This is a genomic window from Marinobacter salicampi (genome assembly GCF_011074795.1).
Taxonomy (GTDB): domain Bacteria; phylum Pseudomonadota; class Gammaproteobacteria; order Pseudomonadales; family Oleiphilaceae; genus Marinobacter; species Marinobacter salicampi.
The window spans coordinates 108204-122488 of sequence record NZ_JAAMPF010000016.1 but is presented as its reverse complement, the minus strand read 5'-3'; the positions used below and the strand labels follow the sequence as shown (position 1 = coordinate 122488).

14 protein-coding genes are annotated in these 14285 nt (G+C 52.0%); 5 read left to right on the top strand and 9 right to left on the bottom strand.

What is annotated here, in order from left to right; genetic code table 11:
• Positions 1-2 precede the first annotated feature (2 nt).
• Complete coding sequence (gene umuD / locus G7W63_RS08610; RefSeq protein ID WP_166256206.1) at positions 3-434, bottom strand: translesion error-prone DNA polymerase V autoproteolytic subunit; 432 nt, start codon at positions 432-434, stop codon at positions 3-5.
• 458 nt (positions 435-892) lie between these two features.
• Positions 893-1276 (bottom strand): hypothetical protein, encoded by a 384-nt coding sequence (locus G7W63_RS08605; RefSeq protein ID WP_166256203.1) that lies wholly within the window; start codon positions 1274-1276, stop codon positions 893-895.
• Between the two features lie 146 nt (positions 1277-1422).
• On the opposite strand from G7W63_RS08605, the gene G7W63_RS08600 reads away from it, so the two are divergent.
• Positions 1423-1584 (top strand): hypothetical protein, encoded by a 162-nt coding sequence (locus G7W63_RS08600; protein ID WP_166256200.1) that lies wholly within the window; start codon positions 1423-1425, stop codon positions 1582-1584.
• A gap of 92 nt (positions 1585-1676) precedes the next feature.
• On the opposite strand, the gene G7W63_RS08595 is transcribed toward G7W63_RS08600, so the two are convergent.
• Positions 1677-2525: an ADP-ribosylglycohydrolase family protein gene (locus tag G7W63_RS08595; protein WP_166256197.1), complete on the bottom strand. Its 849-nt coding sequence runs from the start codon at positions 2523-2525 to the stop codon at positions 1677-1679.
• A 444-nt stretch (positions 2526-2969) separates the two neighbouring features.
• Here G7W63_RS08595 and G7W63_RS08590 point away from each other — a divergent pair, with 444 nt between their 5' ends.
• Positions 2970-3767, top strand: coding sequence for a hypothetical protein (locus tag G7W63_RS08590; protein WP_166256195.1), 798 nt, complete (start codon positions 2970-2972; stop codon positions 3765-3767).
• A 146-nt stretch (positions 3768-3913) separates the two neighbouring features.
• Here G7W63_RS08590 and G7W63_RS08585 read toward each other — a convergent pair whose 3' ends face one another.
• From G7W63_RS08585 to G7W63_RS08575, 3 genes are all read right to left on the bottom strand, one after another.
• Positions 3914-5302, bottom strand: a complete 1389-nt coding sequence (locus G7W63_RS08585; RefSeq protein ID WP_166256192.1) for a YfaP family protein — start codon at positions 5300-5302, stop codon at positions 3914-3916.
• Positions 5299-5844: a hypothetical protein gene (locus G7W63_RS08580; protein ID WP_166256189.1), complete on the bottom strand. Its 546-nt coding sequence runs from the start codon at positions 5842-5844 to the stop codon at positions 5299-5301. Before G7W63_RS08580 ends, G7W63_RS08585 begins: the two co-directional genes overlap by 4 nt.
• Positions 5845-6205: 361 nt before the next feature.
• Entirely contained in the window at positions 6206-6991 is a 786-nt protein-coding gene (locus tag G7W63_RS08575) for a hypothetical protein (protein ID WP_166256186.1), read from the bottom strand.
• Positions 6992-7311: 320 nt separating this feature from the next.
• Between G7W63_RS08575 and G7W63_RS08570 the strand changes: the two genes are divergently transcribed.
• From G7W63_RS08570 to G7W63_RS08560, 3 genes are read left to right on the top strand one after another with little or no spacing between them, the layout of a single operon-like run.
• Complete coding sequence (locus G7W63_RS08570) at positions 7312-8925, top strand: methyl-accepting chemotaxis protein (RefSeq protein ID WP_166256183.1); 1614 nt, start codon at positions 7312-7314, stop codon at positions 8923-8925.
• Between the two features lie 36 nt (positions 8926-8961).
• Positions 8962-10164, top strand: a complete 1203-nt coding sequence (locus tag G7W63_RS08565; RefSeq protein WP_166256180.1) for a hypothetical protein — start codon at positions 8962-8964, stop codon at positions 10162-10164.
• Positions 10165-10175: 11 nt separating this feature from the next.
• Positions 10176-10589 carry a type 2 periplasmic-binding domain-containing protein gene (locus G7W63_RS08560; RefSeq protein WP_166256177.1) on the top strand — a complete coding sequence of 138 codons (414 nt, stop codon included), beginning with the start codon at positions 10176-10178 and terminating at the stop codon, positions 10587-10589.
• Positions 10590-11067: 478 nt separating this feature from the next.
• Here G7W63_RS08560 and G7W63_RS08555 read toward each other — a convergent pair whose 3' ends face one another.
• The 3 genes from G7W63_RS08555 to G7W63_RS08545 all read right to left on the bottom strand — a co-directional run bounded on the left by G7W63_RS08555 (position 11068) and on the right by G7W63_RS08545 (position 14141).
• Entirely contained in the window at positions 11068-11934 is an 867-nt protein-coding gene (locus G7W63_RS08555) for an SIR2 family protein (protein WP_166256174.1), read from the bottom strand.
• Between the two features lie 465 nt (positions 11935-12399).
• Complete coding sequence (locus G7W63_RS08550) at positions 12400-13662, bottom strand: tyrosine-type recombinase/integrase (RefSeq protein ID WP_166256171.1); 1263 nt, start codon at positions 13660-13662, stop codon at positions 12400-12402.
• Between the two features lie 149 nt (positions 13663-13811).
• A complete protein-coding gene (locus G7W63_RS08545; protein ID WP_166256168.1) occupies positions 13812-14141 on the bottom strand; it encodes a hypothetical protein in 330 nt (109 codons plus the stop codon).
• Positions 14142-14285: the final 144 nt, after the last annotated feature.

Below are 14285 nucleotides of genomic sequence, written 5' to 3'. Positions count from 1 at the left end.
GTTCAGACCGGATGCACCACAGTCGTTACCACACCGAAAATCTCAAGCTCGGACTCACCGTTCAGGATGATATCTGGGTAGCCATCGCTCTCTGCACGTAAGAGCGGTTTGTTCGGGTCTGACAAATCCAGTCGCTTGCACAGAAACTCACCATCAACCGTTGCGATCACGATACGACGGTGGGAGGCCGGCAAGCTCCGATCAACGACAAGAACATCCCCATCGTAGATGCCGGCGTTTTGCATAGAGCCTCCGGCTGCCCGGACAAAGTAGGTTGCTGCGGGCGTCCGTATGCACAGGTCATCCAGGGATAGCGTGTTTTCGATGTATGACTCTGCGGGTGAGGGGAAGCCCGCCTGAACAGTATCTCGGTATAGCGGGACTCTTAGTGAATTCCTGTGCCCGTCTGGTGTGTAAAAGTCTTTGATCAGCATAGTTAGAACACGTTGTACTGTATGTTCGTACAGTATAGTTTAATAGCCTCGTGACTTGCGATACCAACCGCGTGATTTGCGCTAACAGAGCAAACCAAGGCTATGATCCTGAAGAGGCGAATGAACTGTATAAACAAAAGTTATCCCCCGTTTCGTAATGGGGATCTGGTAGGCGTGATGAGCGATCGCGGTGAACCGGACCTAGTTAAATGGCTCGGGATTATTGACCGGAAGGCCGTTAGGCGAATTGAAGGGGCTCAGGAGGTTGCGCTGGATTTTATCGCATTCCAGCCAGACCTGCTTTCTCAGACATACTGGTTCCCCAGTGATCAGTCTATCGTAGGCTGCCGGATCGAAGACGGTGCACTAGCTGTTATGGATGGACCCAGGCCCCTATTGAAGAGGCGGAGGTAACCTCCACCCGAGTCCGTCGGTTATGTGACGTGGAAACAAGCTTTTCAGAATAACCGGGCTTTCTCACGATCTACGTTTAAATCTTCAGGTTCAATTATTTTGGCAAGCGCTTCATCGTAATGGTCGTAAGAGATAAAACCCATTCGGGTCGCCAACTGCACCATGGTGGTATCACGTCCAAACTTCCGGGCCAGCGCCGCTGCACCGGAGCAAACCGAGACATCGACGGGACGGTAGTTCCCCTCTTCGTCATGATTTCTCGAATCCGGACGGTACACCGTGGCATGACACGGAAACGTGGCGTCCATGCCAGAGAGTAATCTTTCCATGATCCCTTCACGCCGCCCCGGCTGAAGTTCAATGGCCTTCGAATCATTGCGAAATGGGCAATTGGCGCATGGGGTTTTAACGGCAAATTGCTTGTCCATCGATCAGTTCCTAAAAAGCAGAGCGATCTGGCCGCCATTGAGGTGAACGTTTTCAGGTCATGCTCCTGCTCGACGCTGCCAACCCAGGCCCCGGTAGCCTGCATTTTAATCTGAGCCAGGACAGTGCTACCCATGGAGTCTGGCTCATGAGATTTGGCCTCTTGCTCGCGGATCTGTGCCTGAAGCTTCGCGAACGCTTCTGGATGCGCTGGCGTGCTGGACCGCTCAATTTTATGAAGGAGGGGATTCTCATAGGAGTGCGTAGCATGCAAAAGCAGAGAGCTGTCCGCCAGCGGGACTGGGATTGAAACGTGTGCGCGTCTGGCGTTCTCAATTTCATCCATCGTCGGTCATTCCTGCTTGGGTAGATCTCGTAGCATGCTGGCTTAACGGAAGGGGTTCAACTAACAAATACGCTCAGTATTTGTTTCAGAAGGCTGGGCTTTCCAGCAGAAGCTTTATGCTCAATTCCATTAAACACCAGGTCATGCCCACCCTTACGGTAAAGCTCTTCAAGGATTGACTTCATTTCCTGAGGGATAAGTTCCCAGGCCCAGTTCCCAAGAGACGGAGGGACGCCCCATAACCCTTCGGCCATTCCGCCAGCCATGCAGGCGATCGTATCCACATCACCGCCGATTTTAACGGCATTCGTCATCGCCTCTTCAAAGCTGTTGGCTTCAAGCACGGCTACGATTGCCTTTGGAACGGTGTCATCGCAACGAAGCTCAAACTTCTGGTCTTCCATGTAATCAGCGACCGTTTGCTCAAGACGGTAGTAATCCGTGGTGGCCACGGTGCGTAGCATGCTTTTGTCCGGATCGTTTTTCGCGAACCAGGTGAGTACGGCAATGGCTTCTGCGCCACGCATTGCTTCTTCAGTGTTATGAGTTGGTCGGGTGTAGTCATGACAGGTCTGGATGACCTGGTCCTGGCTGGTCCCGAGCATTGCGATCGGGCTTACACGCATAGCCCCACCATTGCTGTTTGAGGCGCTGGCCGGGGCGTCAGGGAAACGAGCCCATTGGGAGAACCAGCCGCCATACCCTCTATCGGGATATTTGTGCCACCAGCTTCGGTAGGAGTCCTCCGGTTTGCCGCTGCGCAACAAACTCTCAGCGACGGCCATGGTAAGCACGGTGTCGTCGGTAAAATGGCAGATCGGATTCTTCAGCTCAATCGGGTCGCGCTGGAACAGACTCCCCTCGTAGCGAGATCCGACAATGTCACCAATGATGGCTCCAATCATTCCATTTACTCCGTACTAGTGATTCGCACAACGGGGAGTGGGTTGCCCCCGGCAATGGAAGAAATTATGGGTGGTTTTAAAAGAGGTCGGGGAAAGGTTTGTGTCTTTTTTGCGCTACCACTAACCGGCAGGGGCGATTGCAGTCTAAGCGTGCTTATGGAGTGTGAATGAATGCCCAGCCAGTGGTTCTTGAAGGGCCCAAGCATTCTCCTCCTTAACTGATAAATATCTGTATAAGCCCCGGCCCAGATCGATCTTAAGCAATGGTGGGCACGGCTGTGCCAGATGGTCCGCAAGCACCTGAAATTGGTTAGTTTTACTGCCTTTTTAATAGCATAAACAGCAACCCAACGTTTAAAATATCATTCGGCTAGAAGTGTGTTGTCTATTAGCGCTATCTAGGCGGCTAGCGGTTGCAAAAATTAAAAACATATAGGTAAAAAGATGAACTATAAGGCTGTACCTCGGTTTCTTGCTGCTGCTGCAGTGTCAGTTTCGCTGACTGGTTGCGGTGATATTGATGGAAGAGTCGTTTTAGGATGGGAAGATTTAAACGATTTAACCCATTTGGAAGTTAGTGGCCAGGTCTATGCGGTCGACAAGGAAGGGTACGAAAAAATTGTAGGCTTTTGCGATGTTAAATGTAGTGAAGGTGGCCTGAGGAACCAGATTGATTTAGCAGTGCTAGACGGTGATAGATCTCTCGAAGAACACTCAGCCAGGCTTGGCCCAGACTCTTACTTGGAACCATCTTACACCGGAGGAGACGCTGATCTTTACGAGCCCTTCAGAAAAGCTGCAATGCAAGAAGCAGATGCATATTTGGCGGCGAAAGCAGACGGAAAAGATATAAGTTATTTCAAGATCTCTGAAGAGACATTCAAGCTCGCAGAGCCCTATGCCCAAGCTGCACTTCGCGATCAGGTGAGTTACATCGAGCAGCTGGATTCCGTATCCCTTGAGGGTAATGATCTGGTGTTTAGTGGTATCACTGAGGAACATGAAGCTATCGTAGTTTTCGCAAAAGTCACCTACGAGCTTTCGAAAGAAAGCGGTACTGTTTATTATGCTGTTGGAGCTAGACTTTACCCGGACATACGAGAAAGAGCCGAGGCTGAAGGCGAGCTTGCGATATATCCACGCTATGCCAGTGACATCGAAGATGGCATTGAAGAAGATTTAACCTCGCCTGCTTTCGCTGACGAAATTTTCGCAGCCTTTCGCCAAACTCAGTTCCGATGAGTTATGTCGCGAATTGCACATGCCCAAGCTAACCCACCAAATTCAATGATCGGTAAGCGCAATGTACTAATGCCGTGCGAGGCTTAAGTCACTTGCGCTACACATCAGGTCGGCCATGGTAACAAAAGCCGACCTGGTGTATTGGTCTAATGAACGGCTTGAATATCGAAGATTATTTGCTCTCTATCATCTGGATCTTCGCGCTTGGTGACTTCAACCCTACCAAGGATTTGCGGTGACCCGTCCCCTGAGGAACCTCTGGCTTCACCCACGGTGAATGTCTCGGTCAGCAAATCTCTGCCAAGCGACGTCGTTATAAGCAAACGGCCAGTGGTTCCTGTTTGCCCCCCGTAATTGTTCACTCCGAATTGGTAGGTACCTTCTTCAACGCGACTGGGGTCGCAGTAGGCATCGTAGTGTTCAGGCCCAGTGCCTCTCGTATCGTCGTATTCAAGGCGACCCGATGTTCCTGTTTGGCTACCGTAATAGACGTGTGAGCCATCCGGCTCGAACGTATGAAGGTCTATATCACCTGCGACTGACCAAACCATGGTGGCGGTAAATAAACCACGATTGGACTCAATGCTGGGTCGGGAACGCGAAGACCAGATATCGATCAGCCTTTCGGATAGATGTTCATAGGTAGGGAGGGCTCTATTCAAGTAGACCTCACTGTAACCGTGCCCGCTGGCGTCATCTGGATAAAACGGGGCTACAACATTGGCTGCTGGCAAGCTGCCCCCATCAAACGCCCCACCACTGGACCCAACCCGAAGCGCTTCAATCACAAGATCCGAGGTGGCTAACGTATAGGGGCCATTTAAAACGCCAGCAGCTGGTGCAACGTGAACGACACCCACACTGTTGCCATCATAGCCGTTGATATCGATAGCGGCTGCATAGGCCTGGTTGACGAATAGATTACCTTGACTGTGTGCGACCATCATCATGCGACGGCCTTCAAGTGCCCAGGACTGTACTTTTGCTCTGTGGGTGGCGTTGATCGTCTGCGCTTCATCGAGGTCAGCTATAGACCCTAGTGATTCCGCAAAGACCTGCTCCCGTATGGTGGAGAGAAATACCGACGGCGGCGAGTTTCCAAGCACCGTTCGAAGTCTCAAGATAATTCCCTGATCAGTTTGGCCGCTCAACGCCAGCCAAAACACTTCCATCCTATCGACCGCATTGCCAAGTCGGTCTACGAAATCAGCCTCTTCCGCTCGTTGGCTGAATGCCTCCAGCACATCGATAGCGGTTCCATTGGTTTGGTTATAAAACACGTTGAAAGCGATCTCAGTCGAATCGAAATCCGCTCCTCGCTCCCTCAAGGCAGCGACGGTTCGAATAAGGCTGGCCAGGGCAGCTTGAGGAGTGTTTCCAACGCCATTAAAAAACCCAAGCCCGTATCCATCGAAGGCGCATTCGTTTGATGCTGCTACCGTCACAACATCAGATCTTACGCCTTTCTCTTCGGCATGAACCTGAGTAGAAATCAAAGCAAATAGGGTGATTAGAACAAAACCTGCCATTCTCATTGGCCTACCTCACTGCACCGGCTGGAAGAAGGAAGACTCATGTTTCTTCCATCCATTGCCTCGGTGTATTCAAGGTAGCGCTCCGCTCGCTTAGGGGTGTTAGCAGTAAAAGCTTCTACTTCACTGAAGATCCTTAGCATTTCGTCCATGTTGTCACTGAAGGCCGTCAGACAGAAATATTCCGCGCTGTATGTGTCGGTGATTGATCCAGCTATCTCTGGCGTTATCTGGTCAGCCGCCTGAATATCCTGCATGCCGCGAGCAAACGTCCTTAAACCTTCCTTCTGTGGCTCAGGTACTGACTTTTGTTCAATGAAGGTTTCGATGTCATCTCGGATACCATCGTCATCGGCATCTATACCCACTAATGAATCAGATCGATCCAACTTTGGCAGAACACCTTCCTTCTCCAGAATATGGAAAGCTTCCGTAGCGTTGTCAGCCCTTTTTTCCGGGCTAGCATCCAAATCAATATCTCCGCACCCGGTAACCATCACTGATAGAGCTACCAGGAGGGCGATGCGTGCATGCAGTCCTTTCATGAGTTGTCCTCTAAACGTTTGCTAAAGCCCCTGGAGGGCACTCGATATCAATCCGATCTGGCTCGATAGCCTGATCGGCAGATAACCGCTTTGGATTGTGACAGGGGTTCTAAAAATGCAACTTCCAGAAGGAGCTGTATTTTTGCCTATAGAAGAACATGAAATCGGAGGGAAGTGGTGCTGGTGATTTCAGAGTTTGCGCAGGCCAATGAGCATTGAAACTATGACAGTTCCAACGAACCCGCCAGCTCCGATGACCAATGCCATCGGGTCAGTGGGAGGAAAAAAGAACTGGGCGGCGAATCCTGAGATCTAACCGACCAGTACACCAACAATAAAGACAGGAATGGGGTGGGGCATATCACTCTACATTTTGCGCTGGGGTTCCCAGCAGATTTGAGACACTTGACGACTGTATCAACTGAAGCAACGCCTCGTTATCGAATGTCCTGTCCTGGATCATTTTGGTAAGCCGGGCCATCCCCATCATCAGGTCATAGAAGAACAATGCTGAGTCATCGGTGTACGGGATCTCGCGGGCATCTTTAGGAAGGGAGAAGCCGCACCAGGAATTAAGCTTTTGGGCCGGATTTTCATTCCCAAGGTGGCTTTCACCTTTGTAATACGGAGCGTAGGACTCTTTTTTAACGCTGCCATAAATCGTGGTGATTTTGATGAACGCCTTGGCACCAATAGCAAGACAGTAGCCTCCTCGACTTGGGTTTGAGGCGTGGTGCCCTCCATAGCGACTGTCCTTTATATCAGGCCAGAGAGTGCCCGGAAAAGTGCAATTTGGGTAGATCTTGCCTGCCTCGTCGAGGGCAAAGCTTACATGCGTCTCGATGTTGAATCGAATGACCGGCTCCGTCTTTACCTCCGGCTCAAGCCGTTTGGAGAGCGCGTCTGCCAACGCTGACTTCAGGGATGAATACGAGGGGCTGATCACTTTGCGCTTGCCGCGAATCTGGGTTACCCGAACCTCCCTTGCATGTTGGCCGAGGTCGGAGAAAGGCTCAAAAAACATTTCAAGCACGGCCGGAGGATCGCAGTAAAACTCACCATCAGCGTTGATCGAGATTTTCACTTTGAGGAGATCTGTCTTCTCGTGATCCGAGAAGCCAAGCGTCTCCGTTTTGAAGTGCGGCATCCGCGAATATCCTTCCTGGTTAGTTCATTTCATCTGTTAAAACCATAACACCAGGTCTGCAAATGCAAGCCAGGGAGGCTACTGGTGCTCCGCTGACGAGAGGTGACTTCTCAAGCCGGCTTGCCGATAGATGCAGTTTTGAACTGAGGAGGAGACAAGTTGGAAGGGGATTTTTGAGCCCGGATCTCCTAAAGAATCATCAGACTGCGCCGACAACTTCGGGTAACAAATTGACACGAACACTCCATGTTGCATGAGTGTCGTCCCCCCTATCATGTCGCGGCCCTAAAATACGGCACATTCGCTGGAACTGAAGAATTATGCTTTCAAAATTCAAAATCTCCCAGAAGCTTGGCTTGCTGGTAGTTGTAGCTGTGCTCGCCTTTGTCATAAGCCACAGCTTTGCCATTGTTACCGAGCGAGCGAACTCTGAACGGCTTAACCAGGTGAAGGACCGCCTATACCCCACTCTTGAGCTGACGACGATCAACCAGGGTCAGCTGCGGTTAATGGAGCAACAGATTAATGGCTCGGTGGCCACCGGAGATGACCAGCAGCTGGAGGCGACCCGCGAATATCTGGATACGATTACCAGCAACCTTGGTGAAATTTCCTCGCTAAACCCGGCCCTGGCAAACGAGGCCCGGACCCTTCGCCAAGGTCTCCAGTCTTACTACGACAATGCCACTCGCATCGCGACCGCCATTATCAATGGTACAGCCGATTTCAGCCGTATCGGCGAGGAAGCTGCCATAAATGCGAATAGGCTTGAGCAGCTTCGTGCAGATCTCGATGCCATGCGCGTCAAAACCCGTGAGAGTTTTCAGTCGGCAATTACCAATACCGTTGAAGCCTCCAGTGATGCCAGCTCCGTAGCCATCATCATTTTGGTCATTTCTCTTGCCGTTCTCATCGGCCTGAGCCTGATGATCGGGCGGTCGATTTCTAAAAGCCTGAACCAGATCATCAGGTCACTGAAGGATATCGCCTCAGGGGAGGGGGATCTCACCTCACGAATGGAGTATCACGGCAATGATGAACTGAAGGAGTTAGTGGACCAGTTCAACCTTTTCGTAGGTAAGCTCCACAGATCCTTCGCCACAATCAAAGAGGATGTGAACAGTCTAAATTCTGTAGCTGATCAGTTGGCTGGCTCGAGTCGCAATAACCTGGAACGCATCAGCACACAGGCTCAGGCCATATCCGCAACACGTAACTCTGTCGATGAACTGGTGCGCAGCGTAGAGGAAGTTGCCGGCTTTGCTTCCAGCGCTTCAGACCAGACACAGGATGCCGCCAAGTTTGCTCAATCCGGTCAGGAAAAGGTGGAACACAACGTTGCCAGTATTCGTGCGCTGGTTTCTGAGATTGAAAAAACCGCAGGCCTGGTCAATCAGTTCGATGAATTCTCCTCCAAAGTGGAGGGTTTGCTGGACACCATCCAAAAAGTCGCTGAGCAGACCAACCTGTTAGCACTCAACGCAGCGATCGAAGCCGCAAGGGCAGGTGAACATGGTCGTGGTTTTGCCGTGGTAGCTGACGAGGTGCGTGGGCTGGCTGTTCGCACACACAAGGCAACCGGTGAAATACAGGGGGTCATTTCCGAGCTCTCAAAACTTTCTACAGCTGCGGTTGTGTCTATGGAAACCAGTGTAAATAAGGCCCATGAAGGGGTCGAAGCGACAAACGAATCCGGGGAGATCCTTAACAGAATTTTGAAGAATGTGCAGCAGATCAGTGAGCTCAACGAGCAAATTGCTGCAGCTACCTACGAGCAAAGCACCACGTTTAACGAAGTGACCGGCTACATGACGGATATGCACCGGAACGCCGAAGCTGTCATGGAGAGCACCAGCGAGTTGGATAGCGTTAGCAGCGACATCCAGCAAGTCAGCAATGGACTGCAAACCGTCGCCAGTCAATTCCGCGTTTAAGCCTGTCTGAACCACCAAAACCATGGAAATTATAGAATGAAGAGATTTTTTCGCATCGCTCCGCTTGCACTCGCCATTTCGGCCAGCCCTGCGATAGCACAAAGCACCGATAATACTGTGGCCCAAATGCAGCAGCAGCTGGATTCCATGCAACAGCAGCTGAACTCCGTGAAAGACGAGCGCGTGCGCTTCAACGGCTTCTTCAGCACCGGCTTCGCCCGTGCGAGCAATGAGGCCGGCTTTGACCGTATCACTGACGAAAGCAGTGTCGCCGACCTGAGCTTGCTGGCTCTTCAGGGCACTTTTGATGTTACCGAGAAGAGCCAGGCCGTTATGCAGCTGGTTGGTCGCGGTTCCGAAGACTGGGAGCCGATCATTGAGTGGGCATACCTGAGCCACCGTCCGACGAACAATCTCCAGCTGCGTGCCGGCAAGATGCGACTGCCATTCTTCATGTACTCAGACTCTCTTGAGGTCGGCTACTCCCAGCCGTGGGCACGTCCACCAGAAAGCGTGTACGGCCCGGTAGAATCCACCAGTTACGTTGGAGCAGACGCGACCTATACCGTAAACCTCGAAAACTCAGCGCTGACCCTACAGGCCTTTACTGGTTTCAATGACCAGGACACTCGGTCTGCCTCAACGGAGTTCCGGAACCTGGTTGGCTCCACTGTTAGCTGGACCGATTACCTCTGGACCGTAAGGGCTGTGGCAGCCACTACCGAATCAACCGTCGAGGCAACACGTCTTGCCTTGTTGGCGCAAAGCTACGGAATCCAGCTGCCACCCGGCACCACAACCATAGCTGACGGCGATCGCGGAAACTTCTACGGTCTTGGCTTTGGTTATGACGATGGTACCTGGCAAGTAATCTCAGAAGTTACCAGAGTAGAAGTCGACGGACGGTTTGCGGATACAGACTCTGCCTACATCTCAGCAGGCCGGCGCTTTGGCAACGTAACCCCTTACGCAGTCGTTGGGTGGGTTGAGAGTCAGGATGATGACGAACGAACTGGAGCCTTCATTCCGGGCGTACCTGAAGCCATTCTGAATACCCGCCGTGACGAATACAGCGTTGGTGTGCGCTGGGATATTACTCCTGGTGTCGCATTGAAAGCTGACTTCACCCACGCCCGCGGATTTGAAGAGGCTCCCGGTGGCCTGAACCAGACCGACGTGCTGGAGCAAGGCATCAACAGCACCAACGTCTACACCCTTAAACTCGACTCTGCATTCTGAGGAGGCCAGACATGAAAAAATACAGCCTGATTCTACTGGCAAGCATGCTGGTCAGCCCTCTGGCCCTGGCAGAAGTCGTGGTTATCGGTCATCCCGGTGGTCCGGACAGCATCACCACCAACCAGGTACGTGATATCTACCTGAACCGCAGCCAGCAGCTGCCGGACGGCCAGAAAGTGCGGCCTTTCGAGTTGCCTGAAGGTGCCCCAGCCCGTTCTGAGTTCCACGATAAGGTGACCGGACGGAATGACGCCCAGCTCAAGTCCTTCTGGTCACAGCAGGTCTTCACCGGGCGGGGCCAGCCTCCCCAGGAGCAGGGCAACCCCGGTTCCATGAAAGCATCGGTGGCTTCGACTCCCGGAAGCATCGGCTACCTCGATGCGTCTGAAGTGGATGATTCTGTCAAAGTAATATTGACGCCCTAAATTGCAGGGAACCAGGAAGGCCAGAACTCAAGTGTTCTGGCTTTTCTGGTTAATATGTTCTGAAACTCTGCGAGACCTAACAGCCACGCACTCCCCCAGCAAGAAAAGGTTGATTACGTCTTAAACCTGTTATTTCTCCAATCGAAAAGATCTGGATAAGACTGTTCTTCCTCATCCCATCCCTGCTGCCAATCCACATGACGCCAGTCGCGTAGTTTATAGGGGTTGTCATCCGGTGTTTTCTTTTCGTGGAATGCCTTACGTCCTTGGTAAATCCACGTATCACGCAAACTCTTATTCACACTACCCCCGGAGCTTTCAAGGTTCTCCTACCTCTAATACGGCAGATGCCTTAAAGAGAGGTGATCCAACTACTTCAATCGTAGCATTAGGAATGGTGTTTTGTTGCGCTCCAGGTGGTGCCTTTGAGATGGGCGAAAATGAGCCTGCGGATTAACTGAATTTGCGTCCTCAACATCTACTTGAGATGTTCCAGGATCTTCTGCGGATGCCGGCACGCTTCGAGCATGCCGTTGTACCAGACAGCCAAGGGATAGTTGGGATCGTTAGAGACTTCCAGCTCACGCGCAGCACGCAGTTCGCGAAGATAGGCAGGAAAATCATTACCAGCAGAACCCATGCTATATGCATTGCCAGGAAGGGTCTCGAAGAGATTGTTGGCCCAAACATCGTCGCGGAACTGGAGCGGATCTTGGCCATTGGCGGCCCAGTCAACTACAACGACTGGGCGATGCCGATCCCGTACCTCAGAAAACGCGGCATTCAGATGGAGGTCGCCAAAACCGTAACCAAGGAAGAGAAGGCTATCGGCTTCGTGGACGAGGCGGTTGACTTGCGAAAAGTACGTGCGGAAGGGTTGGCGCAGTATCTGTTGAGTCTTGCCGTACCCGGCCACGAGTGTGGACATTGGGTAGGACGTTCCTTCCATTGAGTTCTGGCTGCTGCGGCCCCTTGGATCAACCGCTTGGCCTTTCGATGGTGTATCGACCCAGGAGATGCTGTGCATTTCATGCGAAGCGTCGGTCATCGCGAAATGAACCGATCCATGCAGGTGATAAATGAAGTTCCAGTCCGATCGGGATAAAACAGACATTGGAGCGAAAGTGCCTGCTTTGTCGAAGCCAGTATGGAGTTCCGGCATTGCCTGGGTGAAGAGGTTATCGTAGTTCAGGGTAATGATGCCGATCTCGAACTCGGCTTGCAGAGTGGTTAGGAACTTCCTCAAATCGGCGATCTCATTTGTCTTCGTCCTCCTGACCGTATCGCAGTGGTCGATGAAGTGATTGGCCAGTTCGCTCATCAGCGTACCGGTAAGACTGCTCATAACTTCCGCGTCAACAGCTCTCCTCTGCCGTCCAAGGAACCTCACGTCTGGCAAACAGTTGGCCAAAAGCAATGCATTCGACCCGTGTAACTTATATGGGTCAGACAGGTATGGGATCAACAGGTTGAGCTGATACAACACTTCCTCAAAGTTCGCCCATTTCCGTAACGCAGGCTTCGGGGCGCCAGCATAATACTGGTCGATCGCGTTCCGGCAGTGTCGATACAGATTCGAGCCAGGGTTATCTGCTAGGGAGTGACTTTTACAAGCACAACGATCGAAAAGTTCGCCTATAGCATTGACGGAGGGCAGACCGAAATCCAGAGAGGCCCCAGCGCCGACAGTTATCAATAGTTTCTTTTTCATTGGAAGTTAAAGCCGAAGTAAGTTCTACGTTTGAACCCCGGTATTTCGGGGGGCTTGCCGCTTGGAGAATCGAAAATCAAAAAAGGGCACTTCCAATCTTCATACCTTCCTTTTCAGGCCTGTCAGGTACCGTTCTGTGCTGTCGGAACTGATGTAAATTGATTCTGTGAACGCTACAGACTCATGCCCCAGATCTTCAGAAACATGGCGAATTGGACGGCCTGCCTCGATATCCATGCTGGCCCCGGTATGCCGGAGATAGTGTGTGTGATCTGCGATCTGTTTCATTTCCAGAGCATCGTCTTCGCGCCCCTCTTTTTTCATCCGAGCAGCCGCCAGCAGGTAGGCCTCTTTAATGATGCGCTCCAGTGAGCGTTTGCCAACTTGCCCGGTACCGGATTTCCGGGGAATCATTGGCACTTGCTCGCCTTTTTCGGGCAAGGGAGGGAGCGCCCGCCAGCGCCTGAACCGCTTGAGGTAGTGGAGGTAGCCAGCGGGAAGGGGAATGTAGCGCTCTTTCATGCCCTTTCCGAGGATCTTAATGTGCCAATAGCGATGTCCCGTTACGACTTTCTGGCGGAACGCTCCCATTGTGGGCGCGTAGGTTTCCCCTGTAAGTTCGTTGGTCTGGGGAGCCAGCTCAGAGACCCGTAGATAAAGGGTTTTCATCGTAATGATCACGAAAAGGTGACGCTCGTACTGATCATCCTCTTCACAGGCCGCCAGCAACGATTCCTTGAGGTAACCCCATTGCCAGTCTGTGAGCCGGGGTGCCGTTTCTTCGCCATTATCATCTTCAAAGTTCTCCCGGCGGGCTTTCTGGTCCGCTTTGCGAGCTGAAACCATCGGGCTCCGGTCCAGATACTTCCGAGTTACCAACGTTCTAAAGTAGACGTGAAGCGCCCTTGTTGCAGCATCGAGTGTTGCCTGGCGAATTACGTATTGGCCCCTGGAAACGAAGGGGCGCCAGTCTGCTATCGGCACACGGAAGCCTGAGCCCTCGGTTTTGAAACCGTGTATGGGGTTTTCTCCAACCCAGCAGGGCCCCGGCTCCTTAAGAAACCGCATGTAGGCATTGATGTCGTCAGAGGTGCATTCCACAAGCGATCGCTCGGAAATGTTCCAGAGGTACAAAAGGAAACGTTGGATCTCGCCCCTGAATCGGCTAAAGGTGCCAGAGCTGGAAGCATATTCAGTGAGATACTGAGCAGATATCTCCCAATCACTTAGCGCTGGGACAGGTCGTGAAACCAAGTATTGGGCGAGGGAAGGGTAGTCATTAAGGGTCGTTTCTGACTCGATAAGCCGCTTTGCTGTATCGAACAGTGGGTGAAGGTCAACCACGGCATCCTTGTCATTCACCGGTCAACAACCTCTGCAGGTCAGCTTCAATAACGTGTGCAGAGCAAGGTGCCGGTGCTGGACCTTCCAGAGCAGGCCGCGAACCTGGTTTAAGCTCGGGATAGTGATCTATAAATTGCTCTGGGTCCGAACTCACCTGGGAGCGTGAATCAGAGCGCATTGCCATCTCCTCGATTGGTTTCGGCTTCGCGAACCGCCTTCATTACTGCCTGTACCTCTTCAGTAGAAACAACCCGGCCATCAGCTGCGACAGAATAACCCATGACCTGAAGCACGATCGCAGTCGCGAACAACAGGCCCGAGAGCATGCGACTGCCGTTATCCGAATACTCCTCAGGAACCCCGAGTTCAATCAAAACGAAACCCAGCGTGTCGCCACCAACTCCAAACGTGCCCATCAAACAATAAACGGCAAACCCCAGCAAAACGGCGCCGGCCAGAAAAGTCTTATTCATAATTGTTTGTTTCTCCATCTCCATTGTTGGTACTCCGTCAAAGCTCCTGCTACAGCCAAGCACAACACTATGGCGATGATGGGATCAAGAAGCCAAGTTCCCATGGATATACCGACGAATAGCCATCCCATGAGCATACTGAACGCGACCATGGTCAATATCATTTGC

What these genes read in the sequence shown, in the direction of transcription:
- umuD (WP_166256206.1), bottom strand. Translation starts at nt 434, where the DNA reads ATGCTGATCAAAGACTTTTACACACCAGACGGGCACAGGAATTCACTA.
- G7W63_RS08605 (WP_166256203.1), bottom strand. Translation starts at nt 1,276, where the DNA reads ATGGACAAGCAATTTGCCGTTAAAACCCCATGCGCCAATTGCCCATTT.
- G7W63_RS08600 (WP_166256200.1), top strand. Translation starts at nt 1,423, where the DNA reads ATGAGATTTGGCCTCTTGCTCGCGGATCTGTGCCTGAAGCTTCGCGAA.
- G7W63_RS08595 (WP_166256197.1), bottom strand. Translation starts at nt 2,525, where the DNA reads ATGATTGGAGCCATCATTGGTGACATTGTCGGATCTCGCTACGAGGGG.
- G7W63_RS08590 (WP_166256195.1), top strand. Translation starts at nt 2,970, where the DNA reads ATGAACTATAAGGCTGTACCTCGGTTTCTTGCTGCTGCTGCAGTGTCA.
- G7W63_RS08585 (WP_166256192.1), bottom strand. Translation starts at nt 5,302, where the DNA reads ATGAGAATGGCAGGTTTTGTTCTAATCACCCTATTTGCTTTGATTTCT.
- G7W63_RS08580 (WP_166256189.1), bottom strand. Translation starts at nt 5,844, where the DNA reads ATGAAAGGACTGCATGCACGCATCGCCCTCCTGGTAGCTCTATCAGTG.
- G7W63_RS08575 (WP_166256186.1), bottom strand. Translation starts at nt 6,991, where the DNA reads ATGCCGCACTTCAAAACGGAGACGCTTGGCTTCTCGGATCACGAGAAG.
- G7W63_RS08570 (WP_166256183.1), top strand. Translation starts at nt 7,312, where the DNA reads ATGCTTTCAAAATTCAAAATCTCCCAGAAGCTTGGCTTGCTGGTAGTT.
- G7W63_RS08565 (WP_166256180.1), top strand. Translation starts at nt 8,962, where the DNA reads ATGAAGAGATTTTTTCGCATCGCTCCGCTTGCACTCGCCATTTCGGCC.
- G7W63_RS08560 (WP_166256177.1), top strand. Translation starts at nt 10,176, where the DNA reads ATGAAAAAATACAGCCTGATTCTACTGGCAAGCATGCTGGTCAGCCCT.
- G7W63_RS08555 (WP_166256174.1), bottom strand. Translation starts at nt 11,934, where the DNA reads ATGAGCAGTCTTACCGGTACGCTGATGAGCGAACTGGCCAATCACTTC.
- G7W63_RS08545 (WP_166256168.1), bottom strand. Translation starts at nt 14,141, where the DNA reads ATGGAGATGGAGAAACAAACAATTATGAATAAGACTTTTCTGGCCGGC.